We start from the raw sequence: 17,596 nt of genomic DNA on the forward strand, positions 1-17,596 counted from the left end.
CGCCGTTCACCGGCCGGCCTTGTCGCCGAGCCGGATCTCGCTGGTGCCCAGCGCATCGGCGAGCCGCATCCTTGCCGAGCCCGGCTTCAGCGGCGCCTGTTGGCTCGCGTGCGGCGCCCACCCCGACAGCCAGACGATTTCGAACGTGGCGCGGATGCGCCCGTCCGCGTCCGAGAAGCGCTCCTTGTAGACCTCCGCCATGCGCAGCAGCGTGGCGCGGCGCATCGGTGCCCGCCGACGCTGGGCGAGGATGTTGGTGGCGCCCATCGCCCTCAGGTCCGCCATCAGCGCGAAGGCGTCGGCATAGCGCACGGTCAGCACCTCGCTGTCGGTCACCGGCAGGGCGAAGCCGGCCCGCTGCAGCAGCCCGCCCATGTCGCGCACGTCGGCGAAGGGGAAGACATGCGGGCTGACGCCGCCCTCCACCTCGCTCTCCGCCGCGGCGAAGGCCTGGCGCAGCTCGGTCAGCGTCGCCCCGCCGGCCAGGGCCGCGAGGAACAGGCCGTCCGGCTTCAGGGCGCGGCGGATCTGGACCAGCGCCCCCGGCAGGTCGTTGACGGCGTGGAGCGCAAGCGCCGAGAGGGCGAGGTCGGCTGAGGCCGGCGCGAGCGGCAGCGCCTCCTCGTCGGCGACCACGTCCGGCCGCGCCGCCGCCGGGCCGAGCCGCACCAGCTCCGCGACGAAGGGGGCCGCCGCCTCGGCCAGGGCCGGCGAGAGCGAGCCGACCTCCACGGCCCGCTCGAAGCGCCGCAGCACGGCCGACAGCCGGTCGGCCATGTCGAGGGCGACGTGCCGCAGCAGGAAATCGGCCGGCGCGGCCGCGGCGCGGTGCCGGCGCAGGACGAGGATCTGGCGGTCGAACAGGCGAGGCGCTGTCATGTCGCCTGCATAGAGCGGCCGGCGGCCGATGCAAAGGGGGGCGCCATGCCGGGCCGATAGTGACACGAGGCCCCTGCCCTGCTTATCACTGCAGCGTGGCGGCCAGCGATCCGCCTCAGCGAGCGAGTGCGATATCCCATGAAGACGGTGTTCTCCCCCCGCCATCACGGCCATTCCGGCCATGTCGAACTGAACAACGGCCGGGTGGTTCCCGCCTTCGAGAAGCCGGAGCGGGCCGAGATGATCCGCGCCGCCGTCGAGGGGCGCGGCCTCGGTCCGATCCTGGCGCCCGCGGCGCATGGCCTCGACCCGGTGCTGCGCGTGCACGAGGCCGACTATGTTAGCTTCCTGTCGGAGGCCTGGGCGCTGTGGACCGCCGACGGCCGCGACTTCCCCGCCCTGCCGAGCTTCTGGAAAGCGCCGGGCATGCGGGCGATCGAGCCGGAGACCATCGACGGCAAGCTCGGACACTTCTCCTTCGACGCCGGCTGCTGCCTGGTGGCGGGCAGCTTCGACGCCATCGCCGCGTCGGTCGACGTCGCGCTCACCGGCGTCGACCTCGTGGCCGGCGGCGAGCCCTCCGCCTTCGCGCTGTGCCGGCCGCCCGGCCATCACGCCCATGCCGGCACCATGGGCGGCTATTGCTACGTCAACAATGCCGCCGTGGCGGCCCAGGCCTTCCGCGACCGCGGCACGCCGCGCGTGGCGATCCTCGACGTCGACTATCACCACGGCAACGGCACGCAGTCGATCTTCTACGAGCGCGCCGACGTGCTGGTGTGCAACATCCACGGCCACCCCACCCAGGAATATCCCTATTTCCTCGGCTACGAGGACGAGACCGGGGCCGGGGCCGGCGAAGGCTTCAACGCCAATTTCCCCCTGCGCTGGGGCACGGGCTTCGAGGCCTGGAGCGCCGCCCTCGAGACCGCCTGCCGCCGGGTCGAGGCCTATGCGCCCGACGTGGTGGTGGTCTCGCTCGGCGTCGACACCTACAAGGAGGACCCGATCTCCCAGTTCCGGCTCGACAGCCCGGACTATCTGAAGATCGGCGCGCGCATCGCCCGGCTGCGCAAGCCGACGCTGTTCGTCATGGAAGGCGGCTATGCCGTCGAAGCCATCGGCGTCAACGTCGCCAACACGCTGGAGGGCTTTGCCGGGGAGTGACGGCATGCCCCGCCTGATCGCCGTCGGGGATCCCGCCGATCCCGGGATCGAGCCCTATCGCGACATCCGCGAGCGCGACCTCGCCGGCCGCGGCGGCCGCTTCGTCATCGAAGGCGAGGTGGTGCTGCGCGCCGCGCTGACGCTCGGGCGCTTCAAGGTGGAATCCGTCCTGCTGGCCGAGAACCGGGTGGCCGCGCTCGCCGGCCTCCTGGCCGGCCTTCCCGACGACGTGCCCGTGCATGTCGCCGGCCGCGCCGTGCTCGACGCCGTCGCCGGCTTTCCCTTGCATCGCGGCATCCTGGCCATGGGCCTGCGCGGCACCCCGGAGCCCGCCGAGGGCCTGATCGCACGCCTGCCGCGGCAGGCCCTGGTCGTGGTCCTGTCGGCCATCGCCAACCACGACAATATCGGTGGCCTGTTCCGCAACGCCGCCGCCTTCGGCGCCGACGCCGTGCTGATGGACGAGGCCTGCTGCGACCCGCTCTACCGCAAGAGCATCCGCGTCTCCGCCGGCGCGGCGCTGGTGACGCCCTTCGCCCGCGGCGGAACGGCGGCCGAGCTCTGCGACGGGCTGCTGGCACGGGGCTTCGAGGTGCTGGCCACCAGCCCGCGCGGCGCCGAACGCCTGGGGGATATCCTGCCCGGACCGCGCATGGCCGCGCTGTTCGGCGCCGAGGGGCCGGGCCTGCCGCAGGCCCTGCTCGACCGGCTGCGCACGGTGCGCATCGACATGGCCGGCGGCTTCGATTCCCTCAACGTCGCCACGACGAGCGGCATCGTGCTGCACCACCTGCGCAGGTGAGGCGGCCGGCGCGGGCCTCTCAATCCTTCACCAGGTCGCCCAGCAGGTTCGCCGCCACCGTGAGCTTGGCGAGCGTCAGCCCGCCTGATGTGATCTCCTCCACCGAGCGGCGGATGCGGGCCGCCTCCGGATGGGCCTCGAGCCAGGCCTCGACCGCGCCGGCGCCGGCCCGGCCCGCGCCGAGCATGTCGGCCACCAGCCGCCGCTCGGCCGCGGCGATCTGGTCGACCGCCCGGTCGACGGCGAGACGCTCGTAATAGTCGTTGGCCGGGATGTCGCGGGCCGCATCGACCAGCCGGTCGAGGCGAAACACCGCCTGCGCCGCGAAGTTCGTCGCGGCGGCATCCGCCAGAGGCGTGCCGGTGCGCTCGGCCACCAGCACGATGTCGGGCGCGGCCGCGAGCGCGTCGAGATCGGCGAGACGCTGGGCCGTGGCGGTCGGCACGCCCGCCGCCTCCAGCTCCTGGCGCGCCTTGGCGTGTGCCGCCGCGGCCTCGGCCGGCAGCGCCGCCTCGAGCGCCGCGCCGATCTGGCCGATGCCGTCGCGGAACCGGGTGACCACCGCCTCGAGCCCCGGGCTGAAATCGACGTTGCGCACGAACCAGACCACGCGCGACAGGAGCAGGTCCTGGATGCGCGCATAGAGCTTGAGCTGCAGGGTGCCGTCGATGCGGTTGTCGAGCGCATCCAGCGCCGCGTTGAGCCCGCTCATGTCATAGGCGTCGCGCACCACGGCGAAGGCCATGGCCAGCGACGGCAGCTCGGCGCCGGTCTCGTCCATCAGGCGGATCGCCGCCGCCGGCCCCGCCCGGTTGATCGCCGAATTGGCCAGGCCCGTGGCGATGATCTCCCGGCGCAGGCGATGGTTCTCGATCGCGTCCGGGAAGCGCTCGCGCAGCGCCGGGGGGAAGTAGCGCACCAGCTCGCGCGCGAGATAGGGATCGTCGGGCACGCCGGTGGCGAGCAGGTCGTCCTTCAGCGTCAGCTTGGCATAGGCCAGCAGCACCGCGAGCTCCGGCCGGGAGAGGGGCAGGCCGCGCCGCGTGCGCTCGGCCAGCGTCGCATCGTCCGGCAGGAACTCCACCGCCCGGTCGAGCAGGCCGCGCCCCTCCAGGCTCTGCATCAGCCGGACGAGGAAGCCGGTCTCGGCGGCGCCGCGCCGCTCGGCCAGCGACAGGCTCAGCGTCTGCAGGTAGTTGTTGCGCAGCACCAGCGCCGCGACGTCGTCGGTCATGGCGGCGAGCAGTGCATTGCGGTCCGCTTCCGTCAGGCGGCCGTCGCGCTCGGGGCGAGCCAGGGCGATCTTGATGTTCACCTCCACGTCGGAGGTGTTGACGCCGGCGGAATTGTCGATGGCGTCGGTGTTGAGCTTCACCCCCGCCAGCGCCGCCTCGATGCGGCCGCGCTGGGTGACGCCGAGATTGGCGCCCTCGCCGATCACCTTGGCGCGGACCTCGCCGCCGGTGATGCGGATCGGGTCGTTGGCGCGGTCGCCGACCTGGTCGTCCGCCTCGGTCGAGGCGCGGACATAGGTGCCGATGCCGCCGAAGAACATGAGGTCGACCCGGGCCTTGAGGATCGCCGTCATCACCTCGAACGGCGTCGCCTCCGCACGCTCGAGGCCGAGCAGGGCGCGGATCTCCGCTGTCAGCGGAATGGCCTTGAGGCTGCGCGGGAAGATGCCGCCGCCGGCCGAGATCAGCTTGCGGTCATAGTCCTGCCAGCTCGATCGCGGCAGCGCGAACAGGCGCGCCCGCTCGGCATGGCTGGCGGCCGGATCCGGATCGGGGTCGAGGAAGATGTCGCGATGATCGAAGGCGGCCACCAGCTTCGTCGCCGTCGACAGGAGCATGCCGTTGCCGAACACGTCGCCGGACATGTCGCCGACGCCGACGGCCGTGAAGGGCGCCGTCTGGATGTCGGTGCCGAGCTCGCGGAAATGCCGCTTCACCGCCTCCCAGGCGCCGCGGGCGGTGATGGCCATCTTCTTGTGGTCGTAGCCCTGGCTGCCGCCGGAGGCGAAGGCGTCGCCGAGCCAGTGGTGCTTCTCCGCCGAGATGGCGTTGGCCGTGTCCGAGAAGGTCGCCGTGCCCTTGTCGGCGGCGACGACGAGATAGGGATCGTCGCCGTCGTGGCGCAGCGTGTCGGCCGGCGGCACGATGGCGTCGCCCTCGATATTGTCGGTCAGTTCCAGGAGCGAGCGGATGAAGATGCGGTAGGCCTCCGTGCCCTCGGCCATCCAGGCGTCGCGGTTGGAGGGCGGCGGCAGGAGCTTGGGCACGAAGCCGCCCTTGGCGCCCACCGGCACGATCACCGCGTTCTTCACCTGCTGGGCCTTGACCAGGCCGAGCACCTCGGTGCGGAAGTCCTGCGGCCGGTCCGACCAGCGCAGGCCGCCGCGCGCCACCTTGCCGAACCTGAGATGGATGCCCTCCACCCGCGGCGAGTAGACGAAGATCTCGTAGAGCGGCCTCGGCGCCGGCAGCCCCTCGACCTTGCCCGACTCGAACTTGAACGAGATCACTTGGCGCGGTTGTCCATCCCCACCGAGCTGCCAGACATTGGTGCGCACCGCCGCCTGGACCAGGTTGACGAAGCGGCGCAGGATCCGGTCCTCGTCGAGCGAGGTCACCGCCTTGAGCTCCTCCTCGATGGCGGCGGCGACCGCCGCCTCCTTCGCCGCGCGCTCGGCGGCCGTCAGCGTCTGGTGCGGGTCGAAGCGCGCCTTGAACAGCTCGATCAGCTTGCCGGCGATGCCGATATTGCGCACCAGGGTGGTCCACATGTAGTCCTGGCTGAACCGCGCCCGGATCTGCCTGAGATACAGCGACAGGGTGCGGATGACGGCCACCTCGCGCCAGCTCAGGCCGCTGCGCAGCACCAGCGCGTTGTAGCCGTCGGACTCGGCGCGCCCGCCCACCACCGCCATGATCGAGGCTTCCAGCCGCGCGTCGAGCTCGTCGGTGATGTCGATCGGCTGGCCGTCCGCCGTCTCGATGGTCATGTCGTGCAGCCAGACCGGCGCCGGGGACGGCGTGGCCCGCGGGGTGATGCGGTAGGTGCGCTCGTCGACGACGCGCAGGCCGTGGTTCTCGATGACGGGCACCCGGTAGGACAGCGTCAGCGGCGTCGCGTGGGCGAACACCTTGAGGCCGAAGCGGCCCGGCGCGTCCTCGTCGGTCGGGCGATAGACGCTGATCGCCACGGGGCGCTGGGGACCGAGCCGCTCGCTCGTGCCGATATCGGCGATCGCCTGGGCCGAGCCGAAGGCCTCCTGATAGGCCTGCGAGAAGGCGCCGCCATAGCGCAGCGCCAGCTGGCGGGCGCGCAGCCCGTCGGTCGAGCGCCCCAGCGCCTCCTTGAGCTTGTCCGACCAGGTCTCGGCGATGGCGGCGAGCTCGGATTCGAGCGTGGTGCGGTCGATCACCGGCGTCGCGCCCTCGTAGCGCCCGATGATGTAGTGCACCCGCGCCAGCGGCCCCTCGGGGAAGGAGGCATAGGCGGCCGAGAGCCGTCCCTTGTAGGCGGAGGCGAGATAGGCGCCGGCCCGCACCCTGACGTCGGTGTTGTACTTCTCGCGCGGCAGGAACAGCAGGACCGAGACGAAGCGGTCGAACTTGTCCGGCCGGGCGAGCGCCCTGAGGCGCGGGCGCTCGTAGAGCATCAGGATTTCCAGGACGAAGCCGAACAGCGTCTCGATGTCGATCTGGAACAATTCGTCGCGCGGATACTCCTCCAGGATGTGCAGGGCGGCCTTGCCCGAATGGCTGTCGGAATCGAAGCCGGCGCGGCGCAGCACCTGCGCCACCTTGTGCCTGAGGTAGGGGATCTGCCGCACCGAGCGCGTATAGGCGGTGGAGGTGAACAGGCCGACGATGCGCAGCTCGCCCTCGAGCTTGCCCGACGCGGCGTAGAGCTTGACGCCGACATAGTCCATGTGGATGCGCCGGTGCACCCGGCTCTTCACATTGGCCTTGGTGACGATCAGCGCGGTCGGCTCGCGCAGGAACTCGCGGATTTCCGGCGTCATCGCCACCAGCTCGGAGCCGCGCCGCAGGATCTTCACGGCCGGATCGCGCAGGATGCCGAGGCCGGTTCCCTCCACCACGTCGGCCGTGGCCATGTCGCCGGAGGCGAAGCGGTATTCGCGCAGGCCCAGCAGGGTGAAATTGTTGGCGGCCAGCCATTGCAGGAGCTGGCTGGCCTCCTCCACCTCCTCCTCGGGCAGGGAGGGCGGCGTGACGCGGAAAGCCTCGACCGCCTGCTCGACGCGCGTGCGCATCTCGCGCCAGTCCCGCACCGACGCCCTGACGTCGTCCAGCGTCTTGTCGATGCCCTCCACCAGGGCACTGCGGATCGCCGGGTCGTCGATGCGGTCGACATGGACGTGGATCAGGCTCTCGCGCCCGCCCCGCCCCAGCGAATCGGCCGTCGCATCGCCGTAGAAATGGGTGAGCCGCCCCTCCGCGTCGCGCTCGACCGACAGGATGGGATGGGCGACCAGGCGCACCTCGATGCCCTGCTCGGTGAACTCGGCCATGGTCGAGTCGAACAGGAAGGGCATGTTGTCGTTGATGATCTCGACCACCGAGATCTCGCGCCCGTCCGGCATCACGGGGTCGACGATGCGGATGTCGTGATGGCCCGGCGTGCGCCGGGTGACGTGGTCCCAGGCCTGCTCGGCCAGGATGGCGAGGGAGGCGGCATCGTGCGTGGCGAGGTCCTCGAAGGTGGTGCGGCCGAACAGCAGCTCGGCGAAGGTCGGCGGAGCGCCGCCCGCCTTCATCGAATCCGCCGCCTGCCGGATCAGCGTCGTCCGCGCCTCGTCGTCACGCCACGCCATCGGGAATCTCCCATCTTCACGCCGTCTCACGCGCGGCGATTGCCGCCAAGCTAGCGGAAAACCGGCCACCGGGCAGTGTCTATCCGCCTGCACCGCCATCTTTGCCCGACAAAGTGACGAAGACGCGAATAAATTGCCTCCATCGGGTGTTCATGCCTCCGTGGGATCTGCGAGCCCGCCATGCCAGCGGCGCTCGACGATCCCGGGGGGCGCAACATCGGCCTGACCGGAGCCTGTTCATTCCATGCCGAGTGCCCGCATCCTCGCCCTCGCCACCGCCGTGCCGCCGCACGTCCTCACCCAGGACGCCGTCGCCCGCCACGCCGCCCGCATCTTCGCGCCGCGCATGCCCGATTTCAGCCGGCTGGAGGGCATCTTCCTCAACACCGGCATCCGTCGGCGCCATGCCGCCCGGCCGATCGAATGGTATCTCGAGCCGCATGGCTGGCCCGACCGCTCGCAGGCCTATCTGCAGGTGGCGGGCAGCCTGTTCGTCGAGGCGGCGGGCCAGGCGCTCGCCCGTGCCGGGCTGCGCGGGGCGGACATCGACGCGGTGGTCACCGTCTCCTCCACCGGTGTCGCCACCCCGAGCCTGGAGGCGCGCGCCGCCGCCGCGCTCGGCTTTCGCGACGATGTGGCGCGCGTGCCGGTGTTCGGCCTGGGCTGTGCCGGCGGCGTCTCCGGCCTGTCGCTCGCCGCGCGCCTGGCCGAGGCGCGCCCCGGCTCCACCGTGCTGCTGGTGGTGGTCGAGCTCTGCACCCTCTCGGTGCGGCTCGACAAGGCGGACAAGGAGAACCTCGTCGCGGTGGCGCTGTTCGGCGACGGCGCGGCGGCGGCGGTGCTGCGGGCAGGCAACGGCGGCCTCCTGGCGATCGAAGGCGGCGGCGAGCGCACCTGGCCCGGCACGCTCGACATCATGGGCTGGTCGGTCGACGACGAGGGCCTCGGCGTCATCTTCGACCGGGCGATCCCGCCCTTCGCCGAGCGCCATCTCGGGCCGGCGATGGACGCCATCCTCGCCGCCCAGCATCTGACCCGCGCGGACATCGACCGCTTCGTCTGTCATCCCGGCGGCGCCAAGGTGGTGGCGGCGATCGAGACGGCGCTGGCGCTGGCGCCGGGGTCCCTCGCCGAGGAGCGCGCCGTGCTGGAGCGCTACGGCAACATGTCGGCCCCCACCGCCCTCTTCGTGCTCGAGCGCGTGCTCGCCGGCGGCGTGCCCGGCCGCATGGCGCTCGCCGCCCTCGGCCCCGGCTTCACGCTGAGCACCGCCACCCTGGTGCCGGCATGACCGCGCCCGACCCGCTCGGCTTCGCCGTGCTCGCCTTCGTCACCCTCGAGCGGGGGGCCGAGCTGGCCCTCGCCCGGCGCAACACCGCACGCCTGATCCGGGCCGGAGCGGTCGAGCACGCCGCCGGCCACTATCCCCTGATCGTCGTGCTGCACGCCGCCTGGCTCGCCGGCCTCTGGCTCCTGGCCTGGGGCACCGGGCCGGACCTCGCCTGGCTCGTCCTGTTCGGCCTGCTGCAGCTGCTGCGCGCCTGGACCCTGGCGACGCTCGGGCCGCGCTGGACGACGCGCATCATCGTCTCTCCCGGCGCGCCGCTGGTGCGGCGCGGCCCCTACCGCCTGCTGCGCCATCCCAACTATGCCGTGGTGGCCGGGGAAATCCTGGTCCTGCCCCTCGCCTTCGGCCTGCCCCTCTACGCCTTCGCTTTCAGCCTCGCCAACGCTGCCATCCTGCTCGCCGTCCGCGTTCCCGCGGAGGAGCGCGCCCTCGCTGCCGCGCGCCCGGGGAAGGTCGAGCCCTGAGGAAACGCTCTCGCCTGCCGGCGAAATCATCTATACCGACCGCGAGAGATGGAGCGGTCATGTCAGGGAATGCAAACGCCGCGGGCCGGTCGGTCGATGCCGGGGAGGTCGAGCGCTTCGGGCGCCTCGCCGCCGACTGGTGGAACCCGAACGGCAGCATGAAGGCGCTGCACCGGCTCAATCCGGTGCGCCTCGCCTATCTCCGCGAGCGCATCGCCGCCCGCTTCGGCCGCGACGGCGTGGCGCTGGACGGGCTCGCCGGCTTGCGGGTCGCCGATATCGGCTGCGGCGCCGGCCTGCTCAGCGAACCGCTGGCCCGGCTTGGCGCCGACGTGACCGGCATCGACGCCGCCGCCGCCAGCATCGAGGCCGCGAGACTGCATGCCGCGCGCTCCGGCCTCGCCATCGACTATCGCTGCACCACGGCGGAGGCACTGGCCGCCGGCGGCGACAGCTTCGATGTGGTGCTCGCGCTGGAGATCGTCGAGCACGTCCCCGATCCCGCCGCCTTCCTCGAGACCTGCGCCGGGCTGGTGCGGCCGGGCGGTCTCCTCGTCGTCTCGACCATCAACCGCACGCTGAAGGCCCATGCGCTGGCGATCGTCGCGGCCGAGCGCGTGCTGCGCTGGCTGCCCAAGGGCACGCACGACTGGGACAAGTTCGTCACGCCCGCGGAGATCGAGGCCGCCGTCACGCCGGCCGGCCTTGCCGTCGCCGACCGGCGCGGCGTCGTCTACGACCTGCTGCGCGGCGGCTGGCGGCTCTCCTCCGACCTCGACGTCAACTACATGATGACGATGGAGCGCCCCGCACCGCCGGCGCACGCCTGATCGGGATGCGGCGCCGCCGGGCCCGGGCCGGCGGCGCCGCGCTGTCAGGACGATGCGCCTATTGCCGGCCGATCTCGGCGTAGCGCTCGGTCTCGTGCCTGACCATGCTGGCGATCGCGTAGACGCAGACGGCAGCTGCGGCCAGGCAGATCAGCGCCAGCACGGCCGGCCTGTCCGCGAAGGTGAAATAGGCCGTCGCGCCGTCCCAGCTGGTGATCGGTGACGAAGTCATCATCGTGGTCTCCTGTGTCGGGGCGGCTCATTGCGCCGGGCTGATCGAGGCGCCGGCAAAGGCCGGCAGGCCGGCCTCCGGATAGGCCTTGACCGGGACTTCGGTGAGGTCGAGGCCGGCAGCCTCCGCGGCGGGGTTCGCCCGCAGCAGCCCGACCCGCCTGAGCAGGTAGGACAGGACATAGCCCGGCACGAAGCCGAGCAGGCCGAAGACGATCGCGCTCTTGAGCTGGCCGAGGAACGACACCTCGGGACCGGCCATGTTGGGGTAGCCGGCAGCGAAGATGCCGGCGGCCAGGAGGCCCCAGGCCCCGCCGAAGCCGTGCACCGCCACGGCGCCGACCGCGTCGTCGATCTTGAACCGCGTCACCAGGAGGTCGTTGAGCTTGGGGATGACGCAGCCGCCGGCAAAGCTGATCAGGAAGGCCAGGCCGGGATAGTAGACGTCGAGGCCCGAGGCGGACGAGATCACCCCGACCAGGGCGCCCGACATCATCCAGAACGGGTCGCGCGTCACGACGTAGCAGCCGATCATGCCGCCGGCGATGCCCATCAGCGTGTTGAAGGCGAAGGCCGAGAGCGTCGTCGGCGTGTTGTAGATCGTCGTCCAGGCGTCGCCGGTATAGATGATGCAGCCGCCGAGGAAGCCGAAGAAGCCCATCACGATCAGCATCAGGCCGATGAGCGACATCGGCATGTTGTGGCCGCAGATCGTGTTGACGCTGCCGTCGGCGTTGAAGCGGCCGAGACGCGGGCCGAGATTGATCAGCACGCCGAGCGTGAAGAAGCCGGCGATCATGTGGACGCAGCCGGCCGCGCCGACGTCGTGCAGGCCCCAGGCCGTGGTCAGCCAGCCCTCGGGATGCCAGCCCCACGAGGCCCCGAGGATCCAGACCGCCGCGCCGAGGACGAGGGCCAGGATGGTGAAGGCGGAGATGCGAATCCGCTCGATCACCGCGCCGGACATGATCGAGGCCGTGGTGGCCGCGAACAGCGTGAAGGCGGCCCAGAAGATGCCGTTGGCATTGTCCGCCAGGTTCGGCCCCATCTTGTCGCCCCACGGCACGCCGGCCGACGCGGCATCGGAGATGGTCAAGCCGGTGGGAAAGGCGAGATAGATCCACCAGCCGACGAAGAAGAAGGCCGGCACGAGGAAGGCAAAGGCGATCAGGTTCTTGATGCCCGATGCAAGAGCATTCTTGGCACGCGAAGCGCCCATTTCATAAGCAAGAAACCCGGCATGGATGGCGACCATCAAGGCCGTGCACCACCAGTAGAAGACCTCGGCATTGACCGTCTTGGCCATCGCCAGGGCCTTTTCAAGCGTCTCTATCTTGGTGACGAGCTCGTTCAATTCCATTCTGTTCCCCAGTTCCCCATTGTGGATGGCCGGCGCCTCATCGCCGGATGCCGGACTGGGAGCGGAACGGCTTCGAGCCGCGCTGCCCCTCCGGCACGGTCTGGGATCGAGCAAGGCATGTGCCAGCCCGGCGTGCCCGCAGGCCGCCGGGTCCCGGGCCTGCGGGCACGCCGTGGCGAAGCCGATGGGAAGAGCGGCCCGAAGCGTCCGTCAGTTGCGCTCGTCGGGCACCGCCGGCAGGGGATAGAACTCGACGCCGTCCTCGATCAGGCTGCGCGCATCCTCGGGCGTCGCCTCGCCATAGATCGAGCGGTGCTCGGTCTCGCCGAAATGCATCTTGCGTGCTTCCTCGGCAAAGCGCTTGCCGACGTCGGCGGCATTCTCGGTCAGATGCGCTCTGAGCGCCCGCAGCTTCTCGCGCAGCTCCACCTCCTGGGGCGAGACCAGGGCCACGGGCTGCTCGCCCTCGGCCCGGGGGGCCGGCACGGCCTCGGGACGGGCCGACGGGCGGTCCTTGCGCGCCACCTGCGGCGCCATGATCGCCTTGCCGACCTTGGTCGAGCCGCAGGAGGGGCAGGTCAGCAGGCCGCGCTCCGCCTGCTCGTCGCAGGCGGCGGCATCGCGGAACCAGCTCTCGAAATCATGTCCCTCGTCGCAGGCCAGGGTATAGCGGATCACTCGGCCGCCCTCATCACGGTGCGTTCGGCGAATGCGACCTCGAACGGCCGCGCATTCCGAAGGTTGGGAATCTTGCCGCGCGTCGCCGCCACGGCGTGGATGTCGATCTCGGCATAGATCAGGCCGGGCTCCGTGCCGGCATCGGCGAGCACCCGGCCCCAGGGGTCGACGATCAGCGAATGGCCGAAGGTCTCGCGCCCGTCCTCGTGCCGGCCGGCCTGCGCCGCCGAGATCATGAAGGCGCCGTTCTCGATCGCGCGGGCCCGCTGCAGCACGTGCCAATGCGCCTCGCCGGTCTGTCGGGTGAAGCAGGCCGGCGCCGAGATCACCTCCGCCCCGGCATCGCCATAGGCGCGGAAGAGCTGGGGGAAGCGCACGTCATAGCAGATGCCGAGGCCGAGCCGGGCGAAGGGCAGGTCCGCGACCACGGCCCGCGCCCCGCCGACATAGGCATTCGACTCCCGCCAGCTCTCGCCGCCGGCGAGGTCGACGTCGAACAGGTGGATCTTGTCGTAGGACGCGACCACCTCGCCCTGCGGGTCGATGACGAAGGCGCGGTTCGCGGCCTTGTCGCCGACGCGCACCGCCATCGAGCCGACATGCAGGTGCAGGCCCGCCTCCCGGGCGATGCCGCGCAGGGCGTCGAGCTCTGGATTGCTGCGCTCGTCGCCGATGACGGCCATCAGCGCCTCGCGGTCGCGGTCGACGATGGTGGTCATCTCCGGCGTCTGCAGATAGGCGGCGCCCGCGGCCTTGGCCTCGCGCGCCGCCCCGGCCACGGTCTCGATGTTCTGCGCGGGAACGCGGGTGGAGCGCATCTGCAGGCAGGCGGCGGTGAAGCGCATGGTCGTCTCCTCAGGCGGTCGCGAGCAGCCGGTCGAGCCCGCCGGCGGCATCGAGGTCATGGAGATCGTCGCAGCCGCCGACATGGGTCTCGCCGATGAAGATCTGCGGCACGGTGCGGCGGCCATGGGCGCGCGCGCTCATCGCCGCCTGTTCGGCGGGCTTGCCGTCCAGATCGATCTCCTCGAAGGAAACGCCCTTGCGGCGCAGGAGATCCTTGGCGGCATGGCAATAGGGACACCAGGACTTGGTGTAGATGACGACCGGCGGCATGGAGCACCCGAAACCACGGACACGAAAACGTTATATGGGCTTTTCCGTCCGGCTCACAAGGCGTGCTATTCGAGCTGGCCCGCCACCCGGGCGAAGGCGAGCACGTCGACATTCCCCGCCCCGGCCCGCAGCAGCGTGCGGGCGACCGCCTCGACGGTGGCTCCGGTGGTGACGACGTCGTCGATCAGCACGACGCGCCGGCCCTTGAGATCGGGGCGCCGGGCCTCGGGCACGGCGAAGGCGCCCTGCACGTTGCGGGCGCGCTCCTTGCGGGAAAGGCCGACCTGCCGGGGCGTGCGGCGCTGGCGCGCCACCAGGAACGGATCCTGCGGCACGCCGCTGAGCCGCGACACCTCCAGCCCCAGCAGGGCCGACTGGTTGAAGCGTCGGCGCCACAGGCGCCAGCGATGCAGCGGCACCGGCACGATCACCTCGGCCGTCGCCAGGATGTCGGCGCCGGCCCGCGCCATCAGCCCGCCGAGCAGCGGGGCGATGTCGACGCGGTCGCCATATTTCAGCCGGTGGGCGAGATCGACGGCCACGCCCTCGTAGCGCGCCGCCGCCCGCGCCTTGCCATAGGCCGGCGGGTCGGCGATCGCCTCCGCCGAGAGCATGCCCTCGCCATGGTCATAGGCGAAGGGGATGCCGAGCCGCTCGCAGAACGGCCGCTCGATCAGCGGCAGGCCGGCCCAGCAGGCGGCGCACAGGCCGCCGTGCGAGCCGGTCGGCGCCAGGCAGGCGAGGCAGCGCGGCGGCAGCACGAAATCGGCCGCGCGTGCGGCGATGCGGCCGATCCGGCCGGCCCAGCGGGATGCGAGCGCCCTCTCCATGCAGCCCCTCCGCCTCAGTCTGGCATGCCGGACGCGGGCTTGGATAGGAGCTTCCGCGGCCGATCTCGGGGGCAGGATAGGCACAGGTCGCCGAATTTCCATTCTTTTCCAGCGACCTGATTTGCCGTCCGGCTTCCCCGGCTGCATAGTGCCGCGCCGTCACAGTCCGCCCGTCGAGCCCCCATGGCCACCTCCCTTCGCGCCGCCCTTGCCCGCCTGGAACTGTTCGCGAACGCCAGCGAGGCCGATCTCGACGCCGTCGCGGGGCTCGCCGTGGAGCGGCGCTATGCCGAAGGCGAGACGCTGTTCCTGCGCGGCGATCCCGGCGAGGGCATGATCGTCGTGCTGCAGGGCCGCATCCGCCTGTCCATCGTCTCGGCCGAGGGGCGCGAACTGATCCTGCGCCAGGCCGAGGCCGGGGACGTCATCGGCGAGATCGCCGTCATCGACGGCGGGCGGCGCACCGCCGACGCGGTCGCGGCCGCGCCGGTGGTCGCCGGCTTCATCGGCCAGCCGCCCTTCACCAAGCTCCTCGGCGACCGGTCGGGCCTGCAGATGATGATCCTGCAGGTGATGTGCGCGCGTCTGCGCGAGACCACGGACCAGCTCGAATCGATCGCGCTCTATCCCCTGGAGGCGCGCCTGGCGCGCTTCCTGCTCTGGCACCTCAAGCGCCACGGCCGCACCCGCGCCGACGGCGCGCGCGTCGCTCCGCTCACCATCTCCCAGGGCGCCATCGCCAGCTTCGTCGGCGCCAGCCGCCCGAAGGTCAACCGCCTGATCGCCGCCTTCGAGGCGGCGGGGGCGATCGAGCGGCGCGGCGCCATCATCCAGTGCGACGTGGCGGCCCTGACGCGCCTGGCGCAGACCGGCAGCGGCGAGCAGGCAGCGCGGGACCAGGACGGGCTTCGTGGCTGATCCCGGCCTTCGCCCGGCGATCGCGGCGGGCCTCGTCGCCTTCGCCCTGGGCATGGCCTTCCTCCTCACCGATGTCGGCGGCGCGGCGAGCCGGCTGCGCGAGGAAGCGTTCGACCTCATGGGCATGATGGTCCCGCCCGCCCGGGTGCCGGACGGCGTGGTGGTGGTCGACATCGACCGCGCCAGCCTGGCCGCCAAGGGCTCCTGGCCCTGGCGCCGCGGCGTGCTGGCCGCGATGGTCGAGCGGGTGCAGCAGGGCAAGCCCGCGGTGATCGGCCTCGACATCCTGCTGCGCGGCGCCGACCGCCGGGCCCCGGGCCCGGTGCTGCGCGCCATCGCCCAGGAGGCGCACCGCGACGACCTCGTCGCCTTCGCCGACACGCTGCGCGACGACGACACCGATCTCGCCGGCGTCATCTCCCGCTCCGACGTGGTCCTCGGCATGGTGCTGGACGACGTCAGCCGCGATGCTCCGCCCTTCCCCGCGCCGATCGTGGTCAACGGCCGTTCCAGCCAGCAGCGCCTGCGCGAGGCGGACGGCGTGGCGGCGCCGCTGTCGCAGCTCTCGGACGCGGCTGCCGCCGTCGGCGTCCTGTCCCTCGACGCCGGACCGGGGGCGCGGGTGCGCGACGCGCCGATCTTCGTGCGCGGCGCCGGCGAGGTCTATGCCGGCTTCGCCCTGGAGGTGGTGCGCGATGCCCAGCACGCCTCCACCTTCGTGCTCGAGGACGACGGCGCGACGGTGGCGATCGGCAACCTGAAGCTGCCGCTGCGCGAGGGCGCGGCGATGCGCCTCCATCTCGCGCCCGCCGCCACCTGGCCGGCGCGCACCGTCTCGGCCGCGGACGTGATGGACGGCAAGGTGGCGCCCGAGCGCTTCACCGACCGCATCGTGCTGATCGGCACCAGCGCACCGGAGGCCGGCGCCTTCTTCGCCACGGCGGCCGACCCGCTGACGCCGACGGTGCAGCTCCAGGCCGAGATCGTCGAGAATGCCCGCGCCGGCCATATCCTCGAGCGCATCGAGCGCCCGAGCCTGATCGAGCCGGCGATCGCCGCCGCGCTCGGCCTGATCGCCCTGGTCGCGGCGCTGATGCTGGGACCGCTGGCGGCGGCCGCCGTGCTCGGCCTGATGATCCTCGCCTGGATGAGCACCTCCTTCGCCCTGTTCGCCCGCATGGACCTCCTGGTCGATCCGGCCGGGCCGCTGATCCCGGCGATCGGTGCTGCCAACGCCGCCGCGCTGGTGATGTTCGCCCGCACCCGCAAGCTGCGCGGGGCGATCGAGCGCAAGTTCGGCCGCTACCTCTCGCCGGCGATCGTGCGCCGCCTGACCGCGGCGCCCGAGGAATTGAAGATCGAGGGCGAGCTGCGCGAGGTCACGGCGCTGTTCTCCGACATCGAAGGCTTCACCACCATGTCGGAGACCGCCGAGCCGCGCACGCTGGTCGGCGCGCTCGACGCCTATTTCGAGGGCGTCTGCGCCATCGTCATCCGGCATGGCGGCATGGTCGACAAGATCGTCGGCGACGCGGTGCACGGCCTGTTCAACGCCCCGCTCGACGTGCCCGGCCACGCCCGGGCGGCGCTCGACTGCGCCATCGAGATCGGCCGCTTCGCCTCGGCCTTCCGCGAGCGCGAGGACGCCAGGCGCCTCGGCTTCGGGCGCACCCGCATCGGCTTCGAGACCGGCCCGGTGATCGTCGGCGACGTCGGCGGCCTCGGCCATCTCGACTACACCGCCCATGGCGACGCGGTGAACTCCGCCGCGCGGCTGGAAGCCATCAACAAGCAGTTCGGCACCACCATCTGCCTGGGCGCGCGCGCCGCCACCGCCATCGGGCAGCCCGAGCGCCTGCGCCCGCTCGGCACGGTGACGCTGCGCGGCCGGGCCGCGGCGACGGCGGTCCACAGCCCCTGGCCGGACGATGCCACCGACGACCGCAGGCGTGCCTATGGCGCGGCCTATGCCGCGATGCAGGACGGCCGCCCCGAGGCGCTGGCCCTGTTCGAGGTCCTGGCCCGCGACTGGCCGGACGATCCGGCCACCGCCTATTGGGTGCGCACGCTCAAGGAAGCGGCTGCCGGCGCCGCAGCGGCCATGAAGGTGGCGCAATAGGGCCGGCCGGC

The 17,596-nt window shown here is 71.8% G+C and carries 15 protein-coding genes; 7 read left to right on the forward strand and 8 right to left on the reverse strand.

Annotated elements, in window-relative coordinates; genetic code table 11:
- Nucleotides 1–6 precede the first annotated feature (6 nt).
- A complete protein-coding gene (locus QO011_RS02565) occupies nucleotides 7–879 on the reverse strand; it encodes a methyltransferase domain-containing protein (RefSeq protein WP_307267229.1) in 873 nt (290 codons plus the stop codon).
- A gap of 138 nt (nucleotides 880–1,017) precedes the next feature.
- On the opposite strand from QO011_RS02565, the gene QO011_RS02570 reads away from it, so the two are divergent.
- Nucleotides 1,018–2,046, forward strand: coding sequence for a histone deacetylase family protein (locus tag QO011_RS02570; RefSeq protein ID WP_307267231.1), 1,029 nt, complete (start codon nucleotides 1,018–1,020; stop codon nucleotides 2,044–2,046).
- A gap of 4 nt (nucleotides 2,047–2,050) precedes the next feature.
- Nucleotides 2,051–2,848 (forward strand): TrmH family RNA methyltransferase, encoded by a 798-nt coding sequence (locus QO011_RS02575; RefSeq protein WP_307267234.1) that lies wholly within the window; start codon nucleotides 2,051–2,053, stop codon nucleotides 2,846–2,848.
- A 19-nt stretch (nucleotides 2,849–2,867) separates the two neighbouring features.
- Here the strand turns inward: QO011_RS02575 and QO011_RS02580 are convergent, their stop codons facing one another.
- Nucleotides 2,868–7,691, reverse strand: coding sequence for an NAD-glutamate dehydrogenase (locus QO011_RS02580; protein ID WP_307267237.1), 4,824 nt, complete (start codon nucleotides 7,689–7,691; stop codon nucleotides 2,868–2,870).
- 244 nt (nucleotides 7,692–7,935) lie between these two features.
- On the opposite strand from QO011_RS02580, the gene QO011_RS02585 reads away from it, so the two are divergent.
- From QO011_RS02585 to ubiG, 3 genes are read left to right on the forward strand one after another with little or no spacing between them, the layout of a single operon-like run.
- Nucleotides 7,936–8,982, forward strand: a complete 1,047-nt coding sequence (locus QO011_RS02585) for a type III polyketide synthase (RefSeq protein ID WP_307267239.1) — start codon at nucleotides 7,936–7,938, stop codon at nucleotides 8,980–8,982.
- Entirely contained in the window at nucleotides 8,979–9,503 is a 525-nt protein-coding gene (locus QO011_RS02590; protein ID WP_307267242.1) for an isoprenylcysteine carboxyl methyltransferase family protein, read from the forward strand. The genes QO011_RS02585 and QO011_RS02590 overlap by 4 nt, the downstream gene beginning before the upstream one ends.
- A 59-nt stretch (nucleotides 9,504–9,562) precedes the next feature.
- The gene (gene ubiG, locus QO011_RS02595) at nucleotides 9,563–10,333 is read left to right on the forward strand and encodes a bifunctional 2-polyprenyl-6-hydroxyphenol methylase/3-demethylubiquinol 3-O-methyltransferase UbiG (RefSeq protein ID WP_307267244.1); all 771 of its coding nucleotides are present in this window, start codon (nucleotides 9,563–9,565) and stop codon (nucleotides 10,331–10,333) included.
- A 58-nt stretch (nucleotides 10,334–10,391) separates the two neighbouring features.
- On the opposite strand, the gene QO011_RS02600 is transcribed toward ubiG, so the two are convergent.
- The 6 genes from QO011_RS02600 to QO011_RS02625 form a co-directional block, all read right to left on the reverse strand.
- The gene (locus QO011_RS02600; protein WP_307267247.1) at nucleotides 10,392–10,568 is read right to left on the reverse strand and encodes a hypothetical protein; all 177 of its coding nucleotides are present in this window, start codon (nucleotides 10,566–10,568) and stop codon (nucleotides 10,392–10,394) included.
- Nucleotides 10,569–10,592: 24 nt separating this feature from the next.
- A complete protein-coding gene (locus tag QO011_RS02605) occupies nucleotides 10,593–11,924 on the reverse strand; it encodes an ammonium transporter (RefSeq protein WP_307267249.1) in 1,332 nt (443 codons plus the stop codon).
- Nucleotides 11,925–12,134: 210 nt separating this feature from the next.
- The gene (locus tag QO011_RS02610; RefSeq protein WP_307267251.1) at nucleotides 12,135–12,602 is read right to left on the reverse strand and encodes a DUF1178 family protein; all 468 of its coding nucleotides are present in this window, start codon (nucleotides 12,600–12,602) and stop codon (nucleotides 12,135–12,137) included.
- Nucleotides 12,599–13,447: a carbon-nitrogen hydrolase family protein gene (locus QO011_RS02615; protein ID WP_307267254.1), complete on the reverse strand. Its 849-nt coding sequence runs from the start codon at nucleotides 13,445–13,447 to the stop codon at nucleotides 12,599–12,601. Before QO011_RS02615 ends, QO011_RS02610 begins: the two co-directional genes overlap by 4 nt.
- A gap of 10 nt (nucleotides 13,448–13,457) precedes the next feature.
- The gene (grxC, locus tag QO011_RS02620; RefSeq protein ID WP_307267257.1) at nucleotides 13,458–13,718 is read right to left on the reverse strand and encodes a glutaredoxin 3; all 261 of its coding nucleotides are present in this window, start codon (nucleotides 13,716–13,718) and stop codon (nucleotides 13,458–13,460) included.
- Between the two features lie 65 nt (nucleotides 13,719–13,783).
- The gene (locus tag QO011_RS02625) at nucleotides 13,784–14,548 is read right to left on the reverse strand and encodes a ComF family protein (protein ID WP_307267260.1); all 765 of its coding nucleotides are present in this window, start codon (nucleotides 14,546–14,548) and stop codon (nucleotides 13,784–13,786) included.
- A 183-nt stretch (nucleotides 14,549–14,731) separates the two neighbouring features.
- On the opposite strand from QO011_RS02625, the gene QO011_RS02630 reads away from it, so the two are divergent.
- Nucleotides 14,732–15,466, forward strand: coding sequence for a Crp/Fnr family transcriptional regulator (locus tag QO011_RS02630; protein WP_307267263.1), 735 nt, complete (start codon nucleotides 14,732–14,734; stop codon nucleotides 15,464–15,466).
- Complete coding sequence (locus QO011_RS02635; RefSeq protein ID WP_307267265.1) at nucleotides 15,459–17,585, forward strand: CHASE2 domain-containing protein; 2,127 nt, start codon at nucleotides 15,459–15,461, stop codon at nucleotides 17,583–17,585. Before QO011_RS02630 ends, QO011_RS02635 begins: the two co-directional genes overlap by 8 nt.
- Nucleotides 17,586–17,596: the final 11 nt, after the last annotated feature.

Origin of the sequence: Labrys wisconsinensis (assembly GCF_030814995.1) — a bacterium.
GTDB lineage: Bacteria > Pseudomonadota > Alphaproteobacteria > Rhizobiales > Labraceae > Labrys > Labrys wisconsinensis.

What these genes read in the sequence shown, in the direction of transcription:
- QO011_RS02605 (WP_307267249.1), bottom strand. Translation starts at nt 11,924, where the DNA reads ATGGAATTGAACGAGCTCGTCACCAAGATAGAGACGCTTGAAAAGGCC.
- QO011_RS02615 (WP_307267254.1), bottom strand. Translation starts at nt 13,447, where the DNA reads ATGCGCTTCACCGCCGCCTGCCTGCAGATGCGCTCCACCCGCGTTCCC.
- QO011_RS02625 (WP_307267260.1), bottom strand. Translation starts at nt 14,548, where the DNA reads ATGGAGAGGGCGCTCGCATCCCGCTGGGCCGGCCGGATCGGCCGCATC.
- ubiG (WP_307267244.1), top strand. Translation starts at nt 9,563, where the DNA reads ATGTCAGGGAATGCAAACGCCGCGGGCCGGTCGGTCGATGCCGGGGAG.
- QO011_RS02565 (WP_307267229.1), bottom strand. Translation starts at nt 879, where the DNA reads ATGACAGCGCCTCGCCTGTTCGACCGCCAGATCCTCGTCCTGCGCCGG.
- QO011_RS02600 (WP_307267247.1), bottom strand. Translation starts at nt 10,568, where the DNA reads ATGATGACTTCGTCACCGATCACCAGCTGGGACGGCGCGACGGCCTAT.
- QO011_RS02585 (WP_307267239.1), top strand. Translation starts at nt 7,936, where the DNA reads ATGCCGAGTGCCCGCATCCTCGCCCTCGCCACCGCCGTGCCGCCGCAC.
- QO011_RS02575 (WP_307267234.1), top strand. Translation starts at nt 2,051, where the DNA reads ATGCCCCGCCTGATCGCCGTCGGGGATCCCGCCGATCCCGGGATCGAG.
- QO011_RS02590 (WP_307267242.1), top strand. Translation starts at nt 8,979, where the DNA reads ATGACCGCGCCCGACCCGCTCGGCTTCGCCGTGCTCGCCTTCGTCACC.
- grxC (WP_307267257.1), bottom strand. Translation starts at nt 13,718, where the DNA reads ATGCCGCCGGTCGTCATCTACACCAAGTCCTGGTGTCCCTATTGCCAT.
- QO011_RS02580 (WP_307267237.1), bottom strand. Translation starts at nt 7,691, where the DNA reads ATGGCGTGGCGTGACGACGAGGCGCGGACGACGCTGATCCGGCAGGCG.
- QO011_RS02630 (WP_307267263.1), top strand. Translation starts at nt 14,732, where the DNA reads ATGGCCACCTCCCTTCGCGCCGCCCTTGCCCGCCTGGAACTGTTCGCG.
- QO011_RS02570 (WP_307267231.1), top strand. Translation starts at nt 1,018, where the DNA reads ATGAAGACGGTGTTCTCCCCCCGCCATCACGGCCATTCCGGCCATGTC.